The 15,866-nt window shown below is 35.9% G+C and carries 14 protein-coding genes and 1 other RNA gene; 2 read left to right on the top strand and 13 right to left on the bottom strand.

Going from position 1 to position 15,866, the window contains the following annotated elements; all coding sequences use genetic code 11:
• Positions 1–9: 9 nt before the first annotated feature.
• From alo to AC3WTA_RS21090, 6 genes are all read right to left on the bottom strand, one after another.
• Positions 10–1,548, bottom strand: a complete 1,539-nt coding sequence (gene alo, locus AC3WTA_RS21115; RefSeq protein ID WP_070169206.1) for an anthrolysin O/cereolysin O family cholesterol-dependent cytolysin Alo — start codon at positions 1,546–1,548, stop codon at positions 10–12.
• 491 nt (positions 1,549–2,039) lie between these two features.
• Positions 2,040–2,792 (bottom strand): iron ABC transporter ATP-binding protein, encoded by a 753-nt coding sequence (locus AC3WTA_RS21110; protein WP_215600787.1) that lies wholly within the window; start codon positions 2,790–2,792, stop codon positions 2,040–2,042.
• Positions 2,789–3,853, bottom strand: coding sequence for an iron chelate uptake ABC transporter family permease subunit (locus AC3WTA_RS21105; protein WP_492333015.1), 1,065 nt, complete (start codon positions 3,851–3,853; stop codon positions 2,789–2,791). The genes AC3WTA_RS21110 and AC3WTA_RS21105 overlap by 4 nt, the downstream gene beginning before the upstream one ends.
• A complete protein-coding gene (locus AC3WTA_RS21100; RefSeq protein WP_000042060.1) occupies positions 3,850–4,866 on the bottom strand; it encodes an ABC transporter permease in 1,017 nt (338 codons plus the stop codon). Before AC3WTA_RS21100 ends, AC3WTA_RS21105 begins: the two co-directional genes overlap by 4 nt.
• A 19-nt stretch (positions 4,867–4,885) precedes the next feature.
• Positions 4,886–5,899: a siderophore ABC transporter substrate-binding protein gene (locus AC3WTA_RS21095; protein ID WP_492333014.1), complete on the bottom strand. Its 1,014-nt coding sequence runs from the start codon at positions 5,897–5,899 to the stop codon at positions 4,886–4,888.
• Positions 5,900–6,283: 384 nt separating this feature from the next.
• The gene (locus AC3WTA_RS21090) at positions 6,284–6,961 is read right to left on the bottom strand and encodes a response regulator transcription factor (protein ID WP_492333013.1); all 678 of its coding nucleotides are present in this window, start codon (positions 6,959–6,961) and stop codon (positions 6,284–6,286) included.
• 561 nt (positions 6,962–7,522) lie between these two features.
• Between AC3WTA_RS21090 and AC3WTA_RS21085 the strand changes: the two genes are divergently transcribed.
• Positions 7,523–8,152 carry a LysE family translocator gene (locus AC3WTA_RS21085; RefSeq protein WP_492333012.1) on the top strand — a complete coding sequence of 210 codons (630 nt, stop codon included), beginning with the start codon at positions 7,523–7,525 and terminating at the stop codon, positions 8,150–8,152.
• A gap of 338 nt (positions 8,153–8,490) precedes the next feature.
• Here the strand turns inward: AC3WTA_RS21085 and ssrA are convergent.
• The 7 genes from ssrA to AC3WTA_RS21050 all read right to left on the bottom strand — a co-directional run bounded on the left by ssrA (position 8,491) and on the right by AC3WTA_RS21050 (position 14,563).
• Positions 8,491–8,845, bottom strand: a transfer-messenger RNA (tmRNA) gene (gene ssrA / locus AC3WTA_RS21080).
• A gap of 125 nt (positions 8,846–8,970) precedes the next feature.
• The gene (gene smpB / locus AC3WTA_RS21075; protein WP_001123908.1) at positions 8,971–9,438 is read right to left on the bottom strand and encodes an SsrA-binding protein; all 468 of its coding nucleotides are present in this window, start codon (positions 9,436–9,438) and stop codon (positions 8,971–8,973) included.
• A gap of 267 nt (positions 9,439–9,705) precedes the next feature.
• Positions 9,706–12,132 (bottom strand): ribonuclease R, encoded by a 2,427-nt coding sequence (gene rnr / locus AC3WTA_RS21070; RefSeq protein ID WP_492333011.1) that lies wholly within the window; start codon positions 12,130–12,132, stop codon positions 9,706–9,708.
• Positions 12,133–12,274: 142 nt separating this feature from the next.
• Positions 12,275–13,015 (bottom strand): carboxylesterase, encoded by a 741-nt coding sequence (gene estA / locus AC3WTA_RS21065; RefSeq protein WP_000761971.1) that lies wholly within the window; start codon positions 13,013–13,015, stop codon positions 12,275–12,277.
• Positions 13,016–13,177: 162 nt separating this feature from the next.
• A complete protein-coding gene (gene secG / locus AC3WTA_RS21060) occupies positions 13,178–13,411 on the bottom strand; it encodes a preprotein translocase subunit SecG (RefSeq protein WP_000557263.1) in 234 nt (77 codons plus the stop codon).
• 94 nt (positions 13,412–13,505) lie between these two features.
• Positions 13,506–14,198 carry an LrgB family protein gene (locus AC3WTA_RS21055; RefSeq protein ID WP_000078299.1) on the bottom strand — a complete coding sequence of 231 codons (693 nt, stop codon included), beginning with the start codon at positions 14,196–14,198 and terminating at the stop codon, positions 13,506–13,508.
• Positions 14,195–14,563: a CidA/LrgA family holin-like protein gene (locus AC3WTA_RS21050; protein WP_000673212.1), complete on the bottom strand. Its 369-nt coding sequence runs from the start codon at positions 14,561–14,563 to the stop codon at positions 14,195–14,197. The genes AC3WTA_RS21055 and AC3WTA_RS21050 overlap by 4 nt, the downstream gene beginning before the upstream one ends.
• Before the next feature lie 335 nt (positions 14,564–14,898).
• On the opposite strand from AC3WTA_RS21050, the gene AC3WTA_RS21045 reads away from it, so the two are divergent.
• Positions 14,899–15,849 carry a nucleoside hydrolase gene (locus AC3WTA_RS21045; RefSeq protein WP_001125045.1) on the top strand — a complete coding sequence of 317 codons (951 nt, stop codon included), beginning with the start codon at positions 14,899–14,901 and terminating at the stop codon, positions 15,847–15,849.
• Positions 15,850–15,866: the final 17 nt, after the last annotated feature.

Here is a 15,866-nt window from a genome sequence, read left to right as displayed (position 1 = left end):
TTTTTATACCTAATGACTAATACTAGCCGTTGGGTATAATGTTGTTCCTCCAATTGAAACTTTTATTTCATTTGTTAATGGAACATTTTGTTCATTAATAATTGTTCTCCACCATTCCCATGCAAGACCAGTACATTCTCTAGCTACGATTTTTATATTTTTTGAATTTGGTGGAAGAGGGATAACTGTAGAGTAATGAGCTGTTTTGTCTCTGCCGCTACCATCCCATGTTTTATGTGTTAGTACTTCTTTCCCATTTTGATCAAATGTGAATTCATCCCAAGATACATCAAATTGAGCAACGTAAGCACCGTAATGATCAAGTGTCATTTTAGCACTTGAATATTCTGTAGTTGTCGTCTCAATATAATCTGTATTGTTATGAACAGCAGCAGTTGCATTATCTTTTAAGAAAGTGCTTGTATATGAAATTGGATATGCTGGATTTTTAAGACTTAATTCAGCATTATCTTTAATGATATTTCGGATTTCATTGAAATCTTTAGTAACAACCTTGTTATGCTCTTTCGCATCTCCGCCTAATACTACAGCAGTAAAGGTACTTTCTTCAAAAATATCTTTATACTGTCCACTCGTTTCGACGCTGTTATTCTTAAGTAAGGCTTTAAAAGCAGCTTGTACATCTTTACTCTTAGATGTTGTTTCTAATTTTACATAAACAGTTCTACCATAAGCTACATTTGAAACCATAACAGGTGGAGCCGAATTACTTACACCTTTACGAGTTAACTCACCAAAAGTAACACTATTATCAAAAAGATCGGATGGATTGTTAGGTAGTTCAGCACTTACGGTATAAAATATTTGCTTATATGCCGCTACCATCACTTTCTTCTCTCCATTTGCAACCGCATTAAAATCGATGTTTAGACTGTTATCGAGATATTTAGCGTTAACGTTCAGGGCACTTGCGATTTGTGATTTACTATAAACCATAGATTCTGTATACTGCATTCTTGCAGGTAACGTATGTGTTTTAGAATACTTTTCATTCCAAGTAGATACTAAATCATCTACTGCTCCAGCCACATTACCATATGTCGGATTTTGGACAGTAATTGTATTTTCTTTTCTCATGCCAGGTAAGTCTATACTAATATTCAAAGGCTTTCTCTTAGCCACTAATAAACTCGGTTGATTGTCTGCAAAAGCTTTATTTGCAAGTTGTACCGCTCCTGGATACGTACGATTCACCACAGAATCAATAATCGAAATATCGACTGGTGAAGTTGTAAGTGATTTTTTCTCGCGTTCCACTACTACAAATTTACCATTTGAATTGATACTTTCTTTCGGAACAAAACTCTCTACCTTATCACCATTTACAGCTAAAACCTCTTGATTATTATATTTAAGATTTGCTATACCAGTATCAATGCCACTAGCATTTTTGATTACATCAGTTGCATTACCTACTTGTGTTTCTGCGAAGGAAATAGATGAATAATTAATAGTGCATAGACTAACTAATAAACATGCAAGGAACTTTCTTCTTTTAGTGTTTTTCTTAATATTCAGAAAAATCACCCCGTTCTTTTTTTAGTAAGATATGATAATGATTGATAAATGATAGCTAACTAATAAACCTACATAAATGCTTTTAAAAGTTCTTGAATTAACGGGATTACGCCACCTACAAATTTCAAAACTGCCATTGCGATTTCCATATTATTTCCTCCTTTTTTATTGCTACGAAAATGTGATTAATCTTTATGCCCTCATTATAGTGACCCCTTACACTTTTATCAATACACTCTTATATGCAATATTACATACTAAGAACCAAACTGAATCCTCATAAAAAGTTATACAGAAATAAATTTTCCGTTTGGTAGATACTTGAAAAATTGAAGCATTCCTTTACATTTTATGAGTAATTTACAAGTTTATTGTTGGAAGCGTCGCAGGGCCGGAAGTAATGAAATACCTGTGGGACAGAGCTATCATCGGCAATCGCATAAAAAAAGCTGCTGCCTATAAAATATAGACAGCAGCTTTTTTGCATACTCATTTTGTAACTAATACACAGCAATTGGCCCATAAGGACCATTGATAATTTCTATTTTTGTTTCAAAAATATCTGTCAAAATTGTTGGGTCCATAACCTCTTCTACTGTTCCAAAAGCAGCAATTTGTCCATCTTTCATAGCACAAATTTTATCAGAGTATTTGGCTGCAAAATTGATGTCATGCATAACAGTCAAAATTGTTCTTCCAAATTCATTAGCCGCACGTCTCAAATGCTCCATCATTTGAACAGAACGAGCAACATCAAGGTTGTTCAGAGGCTCGTCTAAAAGCACATATTCAGTCTCTTGGCACAATACCATCGCTACATATGCCCTTTGTCTTTGACCACCAGAAAGCTCATCTAAATATCTATTCTCTAGACTAGTTAAATCTAAGAAATCGATATATTTAGAAATAATAACCTCATCTTCTTTAGTTAATCTTCCCTTTGAATAAGGAAAGCGCCCAAATCCAACTAGTTGTCTAATAGTAAGCCTCGTTACAAAATGATTTTCTTGTCGCAATATAGTCAAAACTTTTGCTAAGTCTTTTGATTTGGATTCAGAAACATCCATATTCGCTACTTGAATTTGGCCTTCATCCATATCTAAGAGTCTTCCAATCATCAATAGTGTCGTAGACTTTCCAGCACCATTTGGTCCAATTAAAGAAGTAAAGCCCGCTTTTGGTATTTCAATATCCAAAGGTCCTATTTTTACCTTATCAGTATAGAACTTTTTAACATTATCAATTTTTATCATAAAGCCCTCTTCCTTAAAACTATAGTTAAGAATATGATTCCACCAAATAATTCAATAATAACTGAAACTACACCTTGAGCATTGAATACATGATACATTAAAAAGTATGCACTCGTCATTATCAAAAATCCTATTGCAAAAGCCATTGGAAAAATATATCTATGATCATAAGTTGAAGCCGCCTGATAACTCAAAGTTGCTACTAAAAAGCCGTAGAAAGTAAGTGGCCCAATTAGAGCTGTTGAAATGGACATCAAAATAGCAACTAATACAAGCGTATAAATTACACTAGGTTGATATTTAACCCCAAAGGAAGTAGCAACATCCTTTCCAAGTGATAAAATATTCAACTTCTTAGAATGAGCAAAAATTAATACCGCTACAACTATAATCATAGGAATTACAACAGGAAAATATGCAGGATCTGCATGATTAACAGAACCAAATAATTTCGCTTGTAAAATATCAAACTCTGAAGGCGCAAGTAGCTTTCTCATAAAAGTTGATACGGAATTCAGTCCAGTACCAATAATAATTCCAACTAAAAGCATAAGTTGTAAATTCCCGTATTTACCGGAAAGTAACCATCCATAAAGTATCAAACTCATCAAGACCATAGCAACAACTTGGAATAAAAATGATCCAATTCCATTAAAGTTTATTAATGCACTAGCACCAAAGAAGAATATTGTACTCGTATGAATTGCTGAATAAAGTGATTCGAAACCTAAAAGCGAAGGCGTAATAATCTTATTGTTCGTAATAGATTGGAAAGCAACTGTCGACAAGCTATGGCAAACTGCAGCAATAATCATCGCAACAATAGCTATTATCCTTCTCTTAACAACTGGGATAAAAGAAGGTGAATCTATCGGAACTGGATTGTTATAAACTAAAAGTCCATATGAAGAAAGGAGACCTAAAGCAATCAATGTTATCAGTACAATCCAATAACGTCTTGCTTCCTTCTTAGAACGAAAGGCACTAGCTGATCTACTTTCATTATGAAGGCTAGAATCGATTTCGACATTTTCTTTATTTTTATAGTCTAATGTGATCATCGTAGCCTCCTTGGTTTTCTTCGTCTCAATAAAATAGTAATAAACACGACTGCTCCCACTGTTGCAAGTATTAAAGAAACAGGTACTTCAAAAGGCTTTATAATTGTTCGAGAAATGATGTCACAGGTAGTTATTGTCCCCATTCCGATCACACATACCCAAGGTAAATTACTCCTAAGATCATCCCCTCTAAACATTGAAACAATGTTTGGAACAATTAATCCCAAGAAAGGTAAGTTTCCAATAACAGCTGCAACAATTCCAACTGCAACAGAGATAAGGCCAGTCCCAAAAAGAACAATTCTATTGTAATTAACTCCAAGGCTTGTTGCGACATCTTCTCCTAGCCCAGCTAAAGTCAATCTATTTGCATACATAAAAATAAGCAAAGTAACGATAACAATTAGCCATAAATATTCATATCTTCCCACCTGAACGGTAGCAAATGAACCTACGAACCAAGTTTCAATACTTTGCGTCATTTGAAAAAGGAGTCCCAAAAAAGTAGACACTGCAGAAATAACTGCTCCAAGCATCAATCCAATAATAGGGACAATTAAAGACGAACGAAGTTTAACTCTTCTTAAAAACAGAAAGAAAATCATAGTTCCTATAAAAGAAAAAATGATTGCACCAGTCATTCTTTGAACTAAAGTCGGGGCAGGAAATAATAAATATACAAAAAGCAGGCCTAAGCCTGACCATTCAATAGTCCCCGTTGTAGTAGGTTCAACAAAACGATTCTGTGTAATTAATTGCATTACGAGCCCTGCCATCGCCATTGCAGCTCCAGTAAGCATTAATGCAACTGTTCTCGGAACACGAGTGATGAAAAACATCTCCATTCCGTCCTCTTGTCCACGTATATCATAAACTCCAGTAAACAGTGATATAATCCCTAAAATTATAACAACTATAATCGCTATTATAAAAGGTTTTGTCCATATTTTATTGTGATTATAAAACTGGGGTTGAGAAATATTCTCAACCCTAGAAATCATATTTTTTGACACTGTTTCGTACTCCTTTACACTACTTAGCTAAAGTTTTTGCGATATTTCCAAATAACTCTATATAAGTCTGAATTGATTCATTTGTGTAAGTATCTGCTGGTGCATAAACAACTTGTTTTTTAGAAACAGCAGTTGTGTTTTGAAGAGCTGGTGATTTAGAAATAACATCTTGAGCAGGAGCTGAAGTAGCAGCATCAGATGTTGCAGCATCACGATCTAATACGAACAACCAATCAGGATTTGTTTGTGCAATAGCTTCAACAGAAACGTCATCACCTTTATGACCTGCAGTAGAATTAGCAACTTCTAATGCTGGAGTCCAACCGAAAATTTCATACATCGGTCCCCAAACACGACCAGAATGTGGAGCAGCAAAACCAATATTTCCACCAGTAACGATAACACTCATAACTTTATCTTTTCCATTATAAGCAGATTTTACTTTTTCAATAGATTTATCAAAATCAGTTACTACTTGTTTAGCTTCTTTATCTTTATCAAAGATTTTTCCTAAAGTAATTGTAGAATCTTTAAGTCCTTTTACTAAGTTTTCGCCAGGCTTAGTAGCTTTCTCTGAAACATCAACATTAAGATCAATAACAGCTGCATTTGGCACTAATTTTTTGATTTCTTCGTAATGACCAGCAAATCTTTGACCAACGATTACAAGTTCAGGGTTTGCCGCTGCAATAATTTCAAGATTTGGTTCGCGGTGATTCCCAATATTTTTAACTGAATCATCTTTTACATATGCTGAATCTGCAGGCATTACATCCTTTGGAGCAGCCGCTAATTTAATTCCCCAATCAGCTAAAGTTTCAAAAGTTCTATTATCTAAAGCAACTACATTCTTTGGATTTACAGGGACTTTAACAGTTCCATGAGCATCAGTGATTTCAACCGTTTTTGGCTTATCACTACTATCACCTTTATTAGCTTTCGAAGTTTCCTTACCTGAATCTGAGCAAGCTACTAACATTAAAGTGAAAATTGCTAGAATACTTACTAATTTTAAAAGCATAGTTTTTTTCATACGTATACTCCTTATTATGTAATTTAGTTCGAAAATGATAAAGTCCATAGATTAAATTAGATAGTAACTTTTATGCATCTAAATCGCTATTGATAATCATTTTCATTTGAACATCCTGTAAATAAGTATAGTCATTAATTCTGTGAAAATCTTGTGAATGGTGTGAGTTAACAAAATTAAAAACAAATTAGATACAGTCTCCACCAGATCCATCCCCCACACGTACTAACTGATAGATTAGCACCTTATAAACCATGATTTCTACTGCAAAAAAGGGCCCATTAATAGCTAATTTTTTCATATTCAACTATCTGATAGCAATCTTCTTTTTATAGTTTCCGTCTTTTAATATTTCACAGAAACTATTTTATTATCTTATTTTTATCATTCAACCATTGAATAGCCTCTGCCATGTATCGTTTGAATATATCTGTCTTTCTTCTCGCACTTTAACTTTTTTCTTACATACCCAATATATAAGTCTACTACATTTGGATTTACTACTACGTTATATCCCCAAACCTGATTCAAAAGCATTTCACGGCTCAATATTGTATTTTTATTCTTGATTAAAAATACGAGTAAATCGTACTCGCGCTTCGTAAGCGAGAGATTTTCACTACCTTTTTTCACAATATTGCTAGATCCATCAACAAAGAGATCTTTAAACTGAAAAAAGTTTGTCTCATTTTGCTGGATATAGTCACTTCTCCTTAAAATAGCTTGAACCCTGGCTACTAATTCTTCTTTCACAAATGGTTTTCTTATATAATCATCTGCTCCTGCTTGTAACCCTGCTATACAATCCTTGCTAGAAATATTGTCGGTCACAATAATGATCGGTGTCGTTTTAACAAGTCGTATTTGTCTGCAAATTTCTGGTCCCGATATACTTAATGAGTCCCAATCCAATATGATAATATCCCAATCTTGTTCATATACTATATTTAAACCTTGGTTTTCATTGTGAAGTTTTAAAATGAAATGGCCTTCTTTCTTTAAACCGCTTACGATTTTCTTCGCTAAAGACCGTTCATTCTTAATTACTAACACCTGCTTCACCGATGGTTCACCTCTACTTCAATATAACTTAGTTAGATAAAAAATTATCTCAAAAAAACATTTTAAAATTTATAAATATGAAACCCCTAAAAAAGGCCATTGTAACAGCTTATTAGGAGAACTCTATATAATCTTACAATAAATATGAATAGAAACACAAAGGATATGAAGATTTAAATACATATTATGTAATCATTAAAGGTAGCTATAGTATCTACCTGTTTATCGTCAATAACTATTTCTTCATTTTCTTTTTCAGGGGTACCACCCTTCCCCCATCAACTTAAACATTTTATAAAACTACAAAACAAAAAGAACCATAAGCTTGCCACAAAAAATAGTAGTGGTCCATCTCCAACATTTAAAATCAAATATTTTTCATTGGGAATATCTTGTTTCATTTAAAAAATGCTTTAGACTATAGAATAAAGTATTAGACCATTAAAAATGGTTGTAGGCTGAAAAGTTGTTAATCTTTTGATTAAATAAAAAATACTTTTGTTTTTCTTTTATTTACTTTAATATCAATAAGGGCACCAAAAAATAGATAGAGGTGCTAAAATGTACGGAATTATTAATTATGAAGTGTTTTTACTAACAGGGATTTTATTAAATTTAATTCCTGGTGCGGACACCATGTATATTGTGGGAAGAAGTATTTCACAAGGCAGAAAAGCAGGTGTGTATTCTGTTTTTGGTATTATTACTGGCTCTTTAGTTCATACGTTATTTGTTGCTTTTGGTTTATCTATTATACTTACAAAATCCGTTGTATTATTTAACATCATTAAGATTATTGGTGTTATCTATCTCGTATATCTAGGGATTAAAATGGTACTTGATAAGACGAATGTAGATTTCCAGGCTTCATCCAATAAATTAAACATTAGAAAGATATATATACAAGGGCTTTTAACAAGTCTTACGAATCCAAAAGTCTCTTTATTCTTTATTGCGTTTCTTCCGCAATTTATAGATACAAAGGCTTCAGGTCCTATTCCCTTTATCATTTTGGGACTTACTTTTACAGCCACTGGATTATTGTGGTGTTTATTTGTTGCTTATTTCTCTTCATATGTTACAAAAAAACTAAGAGGAAACCAAAAGGTAGGAGTGATTCTAAATAAGGTAACAGGAATGATTTTTATTGGTATGGGGTTAAAGTTGCTTCAAACGAAAGCTCCTCAATAAACCTGAATAACATAACAATGCCCCCTTCTAAGAAATGTTATATCGGGTTTAAACCAATTCCTATATACTAAAAAGTCCCTTCAGAATTTGAAGGGGCTTTTTAATATACCTGTCTTAATGATACGATTCACTCTTTATTGAAACAAATGAGCGTAAATTAAGTCTGCTAACAAATAATTACTGTTAAAATAGATATTTCTTGCTGTTAGGAATAGTCGATGTATCTATTTGTATAGAGAAAGCATAACTTTGCCACAAACAAAAAGAACCATAACCTTGCCAATCTGGCAAAGTTATGGTTCATATCATACAAAATAAAAAAACCACCAAATATGTATTGGTGGAGACGGTGGGAGTCGAACCCACGTCCAAAAATATCGGCACTTAAGCTTCTACGAGTGTAGTCGATATATTAGCATTTCGCGAACTCTTCGGCCTATCGACAGGCTTCCAAGTTGCTAGTCTGATTGTTCTCTTCCTTCGCCCTCAGACGGCGAACTCCGGCGTAGTCCACTTAGTTTGAGTCCCTTACCCTACCACATGGACGATGGAGGGAGGAACCTTTAGTGCAATTAAGCAGCTAAAGAAAGATTGTTTTGTTTGCCAATTATAGGCTTTGACGTTTTAACGAGGCCGATCCCCTCGACTCGCAACCTAAGCTCGAACTATCCCTGTCGAATCCGTAACGTCCCCATGATAAAAATGGAGCATACGAAGAAATATCGTGATAGCTACTAAGAGCTGTTTTTCAATGTGCAACAATCTTACATAAGTTATTATAACATACGCGCGTCGTTTTACAAATGTAAATATCTGTATTACATCTTTTGACGATCACGGAACGCGCGTGCAATTTCACGTTTTGCTTCTTTTTCTTTTAAATCGTTACGCTTATCATATTGCTTTTTACCTTTTGCTAAACCAAGTGCCATTTTCGCGAATCCATTTTTTAAATAAATTCTAACTGGAACTAATGCATAGCCTGTTTCTTTTGAAGCACCCGTTAACTTCTCAATTTCTTTTTTATGAAGAAGTAACTTTCTCGTGCGAAGCGGATCATGGTTGAAACGATTCCCTTGCTCATATGTACTAATATGCATATTATGTACCCATACTTCACCATTATGTACACGTGCAAACGCATCTTTCAAGTTCACGCGTCCAGCGCGAATCGACTTAATTTCAGTTCCTTGAAGGACAAGCCCTGCCTCGTATGTTTCTTCGATGAAATAATCATGAAATGCTTTTTTATTTTGCGCAATAACCTTACCTGAACCCTTTGGCATATAACGTCCCTCCTCTATTTTTACTATTGTAACAAATGTTAATAAAAAGCGAAAGTGGCTCGCTCAGAATTTGAGGTGGATGGAGCTTCTGACCTTGAGGCGCTCTTTGCCTCTCGGGAAGAAGCGAAGCCGCCGAACATTCTAGCCACTGTAGCTGGATTCCAACAAAAAACGAAAGTGGCTCGCTCTCAAGCCACCAATAAAAAAGAAAAGGCCCCGCTTTTCATTAAAGCGAAGCCTTTTCATTAAAGCGAAGCCACTCTTTTCTTACTTGCGCTTTTTCTTTTTCTTCTTGAATCCTGGTACATTTTCAAAGAAGCCTTTTTTCTTCTTACCATTACCGTTACCATCTTTTTTCCCTGGCTGACTAGCGGATGTGGCTGCTGATGCTTTTCCTTTTCCTTGGCCACCACGATCAAACTTTCTTCCTGTGCCGCGTTCGCCACCGCGCTCATTACTACGCTCGCTACGTCCACCGCGTTTCTTTCTGCCTGTTCTTGGCTGTTCGATAACGACTGGACGATCTTTGAACTTACGACGAGGCGTACCTTTCATGCCAACGATTTCAAAGTCGATTGCACGCTCGTCTTTGTTTACGTTAATAACACGAATTGTAATTTCGTCTCCGATGCGGAATACGTTACCTGTACGTTCTCCGATCATTGCGAAATGTTTCTCATCATAACGGTAGTAATCATCCGTTAAGTAGCTAACGTGTACAAGACCTTCAATTGTATTTGGAAGCTCTACGAATAAACCGAAGTTTGTTACAGAGCTAATCATACCGTCATACTCTTCGCCAATCTTATCAACCATATACTCTGCTTTTTTCATTTCGTCTGTTTCACGTTCTGCTTCAACAGCACGACGTTCCATATTAGAAGAGTGCTCTGCTATCTCAGGTAAGTTTTCACGCCATTTTGCTTGTGTTTCGTTGTCGACTTTACCGTTAATAATGTATTCACGAATTAATCTATGAACGATTGTATCTGGGTAACGACGAATTGGTGATGTGAAATGTGTGTAGAACTCAGTTGATAAACCGAAATGTCCTAAGCTATCCGCATCGTAACGCGCTTGCTTCATTGAACGAAGCATTACTGTTGAAATAACTACTTCTTCAGGCTGTCCTTGAACCATTTCAAGAATTTGTTGCAGCGCACGAGGATGTATTTCATTCGCACGTCCTTTTACTGCATATCCGAAGTTTGTTACAAACTCGAAGAAACGTTCCAGCTTATCTTCTTTCGGATCTTCATGGACACGGTACATGAATGGTACGTTCATCCAGTGGAAATGCTCTGCTACTGTTTCGTTCGCAACAAGCATAAATTCTTCAATTAACTTCTCTGATACAGAACGATCACGCATGACAACATCTGTCGGTTTACCTTCTTCATCTACTAATACTTTCGCTTCTTTAAAGTCAAAGTCGATTGCACCGCGGCGCATACGTTTTTCACGTAAAATCTGTGCCAATTGACCCATCTCTTTAAACATCGGTACGAGCGGCTCATAGCGTTTGATTAACTCTTCGTCCTCATCTTCTAAAATGCTTCTTACGTCAGCATACGTCATACGCTCTGTCGTTTTAATCACACTTTGGAAAATCTCATGCTTTACAACATCACCTAAGTTGTTGATTTCCATTTCACAAGATAACGTCAGACGGTCTACTTTCGGGTTTAACGAACAAATACCGTTAGATAGACGATGCGGAATCATCGGAATTACACGGTCAACAAGATATACACTCGTTGCTCTTTCCGCTGCTTCTACATCAATTGGAGAACCTTCTTGAACGTAATGACTTACATCCGCAATATGAACGCCAAGCTTGTAGTTACCGTTCTCGAGCTTCGTTACTGTAACAGCGTCATCTAAATCTTTCGCATCTGCACCGTCAATCGTTACGATCATTTGGTCACGCAGGTCACGGCGATCTTTTAAATCTTCTTCTGAAATCGTTTCTGGTACACTGTTTGCATGCTCCATCACTTCTTCAGGGAATGCTAAAGGTAGATGATGTTTATGGATAACTGATAAAATATCTACTCCTGGATCATTTTTATGACCTAGAATTTGAATAACTTCACCTTCTGCACTTAAACGATTCTCTGGATAGCTCGTAATTTTCACAACTACTTTATGGCCTTCTACAGCACCCATTGATGCACTTTTCAAGATAAAGATATCACTCGTCCAGCGCTTATTGTCAGGTACAACAAATCCAAAGTTTTTCGATTCTGTATATGTACCAACTAGTTCTTTCGTGCCGCGCTCTAAAATACGTACAATTGAACCTTCTTGGCGTGATCCACTTGATTGTGCGCTAACACGCGCTAATACTGTATCGCCATGAAGTGCACCGTTTAACTCTGTAGGTGGGATGAAAAGATCATCGTCTCCGGTTTTCTTCTCTTCTGGTACAACGAATGCAAAGCCACGTGCATGTCCAATTAATTTACCGCGTACTAAATTCATCTTTTCAGGAAGACCGTAACGGTTACTACGTGTGCGAATAACAAGTCCCTTCTCTTCCATCGTTACAAGTGCCTTTACAAAATCTTTAAAGCCCTCAGAACCTTCAATTCCAAATGCCTCTTCTAACTCTTGTATCGTTAGCGGTTTATACGCTTCTTCTCTCATAAATAATAACAACTTATCAATATTTTCTTGTATGATTTCTTCCAAGCAGAAATACCTCCTTTAAACCCTTATATTATTTAGTGTATCCGAAAGACCGGGGATGTATAAAGCGAAACTTTAATACTCCCCTAATGATTTTTACAGTTTTCACAAAAAATTCCTTATGAAAAAAAGAGGCAACTAGATCTTACCAATCTAGTTGCTCCAAGAAGTTATATACATCCTCATGTAGCTCGTCACGTTGCTTATCAAGTGTAATGACATGCGTAGAGTCTTCATACCATTTAATGTCTTTTAACGTAGATTCTACACCGTTATAAATAATGTTAGCACTATCTGTATTAATCATTTCATCATGACGCGCTTGTACAACAAATGTTGGGGCATAAATCATATCCACATTGTTACGTACGTCAGCAATTAGCTCTTGTAGTGCTTTTAATGTATTCATCGGTGTCTTTTGGAATTCCAACATTTCTTGTTCAATTTGCTCTGGTGATTTTTGCTCACGTTTTTTATATTCGCGGGCATATGCCAATATACCTTGGTACATCGTTTCTTCACTCTTAATATACATTGGTGCACACATTGGCACTACACCTAAAACCGGTACTGTATAACCTAATTTTAAAGAAAATACGCCGCCAAGTGATAATCCAGCAACAGCAATTTTCTCAAAGCCTTTATCTTTTAAAAGCTGATATGCTTCCATTACGTCTTGCCACCAATCTTCAGGACCTGTATGAACAAGCTCTTCTGGTGGTACACCGTGCCCTTTAAAAATTGGCGCATGACAAGTGTAGCCTTTCTTCTCTAAGAAACGCCCTAACATACGTACATCAGCTGAGTTTCCTGTGAAACCATGTAGTAATAAAACAGCGCGGTCTCCACCCTCAAATGTAAATGGTTTCGGAGATGCTAATTTCATCATGTACTTCTCCTCTTTCTCTTCTGTAATCTAGTCGTATTCTTTCTATATCTTAGTGTACCATATTTATATTTCTATAATCTAATTAGAAACATCTTTCAAATGGCAAAATAAAAAAAGAAGAACCATTAGTACATCTTACTAACGCTTCTTCTTTCAATTCTATAAATTTAAGTACGTAACAGCAATTGTTAATACGAAGAATAGAACAGCTAAAACAATTGTAATACGGTTTAATACTGCTTCAATTCCACGTGCTTTTTGCTTACCAAATAATTGCTCTGCACCGCCTGAAATTGCACCTGAAAGGCCTGAGCTATTACTAGACTGCATAAGTACCATAACAATCATTAAAATCGATACAATAATAAGTAAAACGGATAATAACGTATGCACTTGGCGTACCTCCTACAAAGATTCAGTTATTTTAACTGTAGCATAAATTCTATAGAAAAGCGAGAGCTATAGAGTCGCTCTCGCTTTTCTTCTATTACATAAACATCATTGCAAATAACGGCCCGAGCAAACATGTCAAAATTGCTGTTAATGTCATTGTTACCGATCCAATAACACCTTCATGTTCATTATTTTTCATCGCTCTCATTACACCCATAATATGAGAAGCACATCCAAATCCGATACCTTTACCAACTGAGTTTGTAACACGGCTCCATTTTAATAAAAGTGGGCCGGTAATCGTTCCAGTAATACCTGCGATAACAACGAAAGCTGCTGTTAATGACGGTACACCACCAACTTGCTCTGAAACACTCATCGCAACTGGCATTGTCACCGATTTTGGTAAAGAAGATAAAATTAAGCTTTTATCTGTTCCCATAAGTGATGCGATGGCAAAATCACTTGCGATTGCAACTGTTGTCCCTACTAATACGCCACCAGCAATCGGTACAACATATTTTTGCAGAACGTGACGTTGCTTATAAAGAGGAATTGCAAATGCTACAACACCGGGTCCCAGCAGTTTTGCAATCCAGCCACCACCGCTTTCCATATAATGTTGATATGGTATATCAAGCATGATAAATAAGAAAGCCATTAATCCTGTTGCTACAAGCATTGGAATGGTGAATGGTGTTGGAAATAATTTATAGATTTTTTTAGATAATTGGTATAATAGCACCGTAAAAAGAACCCAACCGATTCCGATTAATATTTGGCTCATCGCGACTCTCTTTCCTTTCTATTCGCAAGATATTGTCCCGTATGTCCTGCGACAATAATAATTAAAAATGTACTCGCTACAATTGTAATGAAAAGAGAAATTCCTTTACTCATAAAAAAAGCACCGTAATTCATTAGGCCAAGCGTTGGCGGAATTAATAAAAACGGCATAATAGCAACGAGTGTTTCTGCTCCTAAATCGAACCATTTCACTGGAAGGACTTTTAGGCTAAGTAAAACAAGTAAGAGGAACATTCCAATCAAACTTCCTGGAATCGGAATATTTAACACTTCTTGTACCCAATTTCCAACCATATAAAAAACGTAAAGAGCTGCAATTTGGACAAGAATCTTTGTAAATTTCATGTTCATCATCCCTCATGTTTATACGATCTTCTCTTAATATCTTTATCATAGTATAAATTGTAAAAAGCTGCAATTTATCAACTTGACAGCAAAAACAGCCTATGTTATACGCTTACACCCTTGATATGACTGCATTTCTAAACAAAAATTAAGTCAAAAACCTTGACCTAATATAAAAAGTTTTTATTTTCTGAATTTGTAATGTTATTATTTCAATAAAATAATCTTTTTATCCTTAAACTTACATATATATAAAGTGAAACTTTCATTAGTGGCGGTTTTGTTCCTTCCCACAATCGGACTTTTACGGGATAAACAAGATAGGTGGTGAGCATATGCCAAAAAAAGTTCTTATTTTTTGTGATCCTGGGATTGATGATACGATGGCTCTCCTCTTAGCATTCTTTATCGATGAAATAGAAATCGTCGGCATTGTTGCTGATTACGGCAATGTTCCAAAAGAAATGGCCGTACAAAACGCTCATTTTCTTAAGAGCGAAGCAAAGGATAGAAATATCAAGATATTTGGTGGATCAGAACGCCCACTTACTGGCGCCCCTCCTGCTTTCTTTGCGGAAGTACACGGGAAACAAGGGCTCGGGCCAATTATTCCAAAGGGACATGTGACTAACGGAGAAATGGAGAATTTTTTCGAAGTCATTCCTCTTATTGAACAGTATAAAGATGAATTAATCATTGTTAGTTTAGGAAGACTTACCTCCCTAGCAATTTTATTCATCTTATGTAAACAGCTCATGAAGCAAATTAAATCTTACTACGTAATGGGCGGCGCCTTTTTACATCCTGGTAATGTGACCCCTATTTCCGAAGCGAACTTTTATGGCGATCCTACTGCCGCTAATATAGTCCTTCAATCCTCACCTAACATGTACATCTATCCATTAAACGTCACTCAGTATTCCATCATTACACCAGAAATGGCTGAATACATTGAAGCAAAAGGAAAAGCCCCACTCGTCAAACCGTTATTCGATCATTATTACTACGGCTATTATAAAGACGCCTTACCGCATTTAGAGGGAAGCCCCTTCCATGACACAATGCCAATACTCGCTTTACTTGATAACTCTATGTTTACGTATCACAAATCACCTATCGTTGTCATGACGGAATCCTATGCACAAGGAGCAAGCATTGGAGAATTTCGCTCTTTAGGAGAATCTAAACCATTTACTGATTGGCCGAATCATCAAATTGCAATTGATTTTGATTATAACCGTTTCTTTAAACATTTCATGTCACTTATGACGGGTGAGCAATTTTAAGCATAAAAAAACAGACC

The sequence above is a fragment of the Bacillus sp. EB106-07-01-XG149 genome (assembly GCF_058791555.1).
Note: the sequence above shows the minus strand (reverse complement) of the source record. Positions and strands in the feature narration are given on the sequence as shown.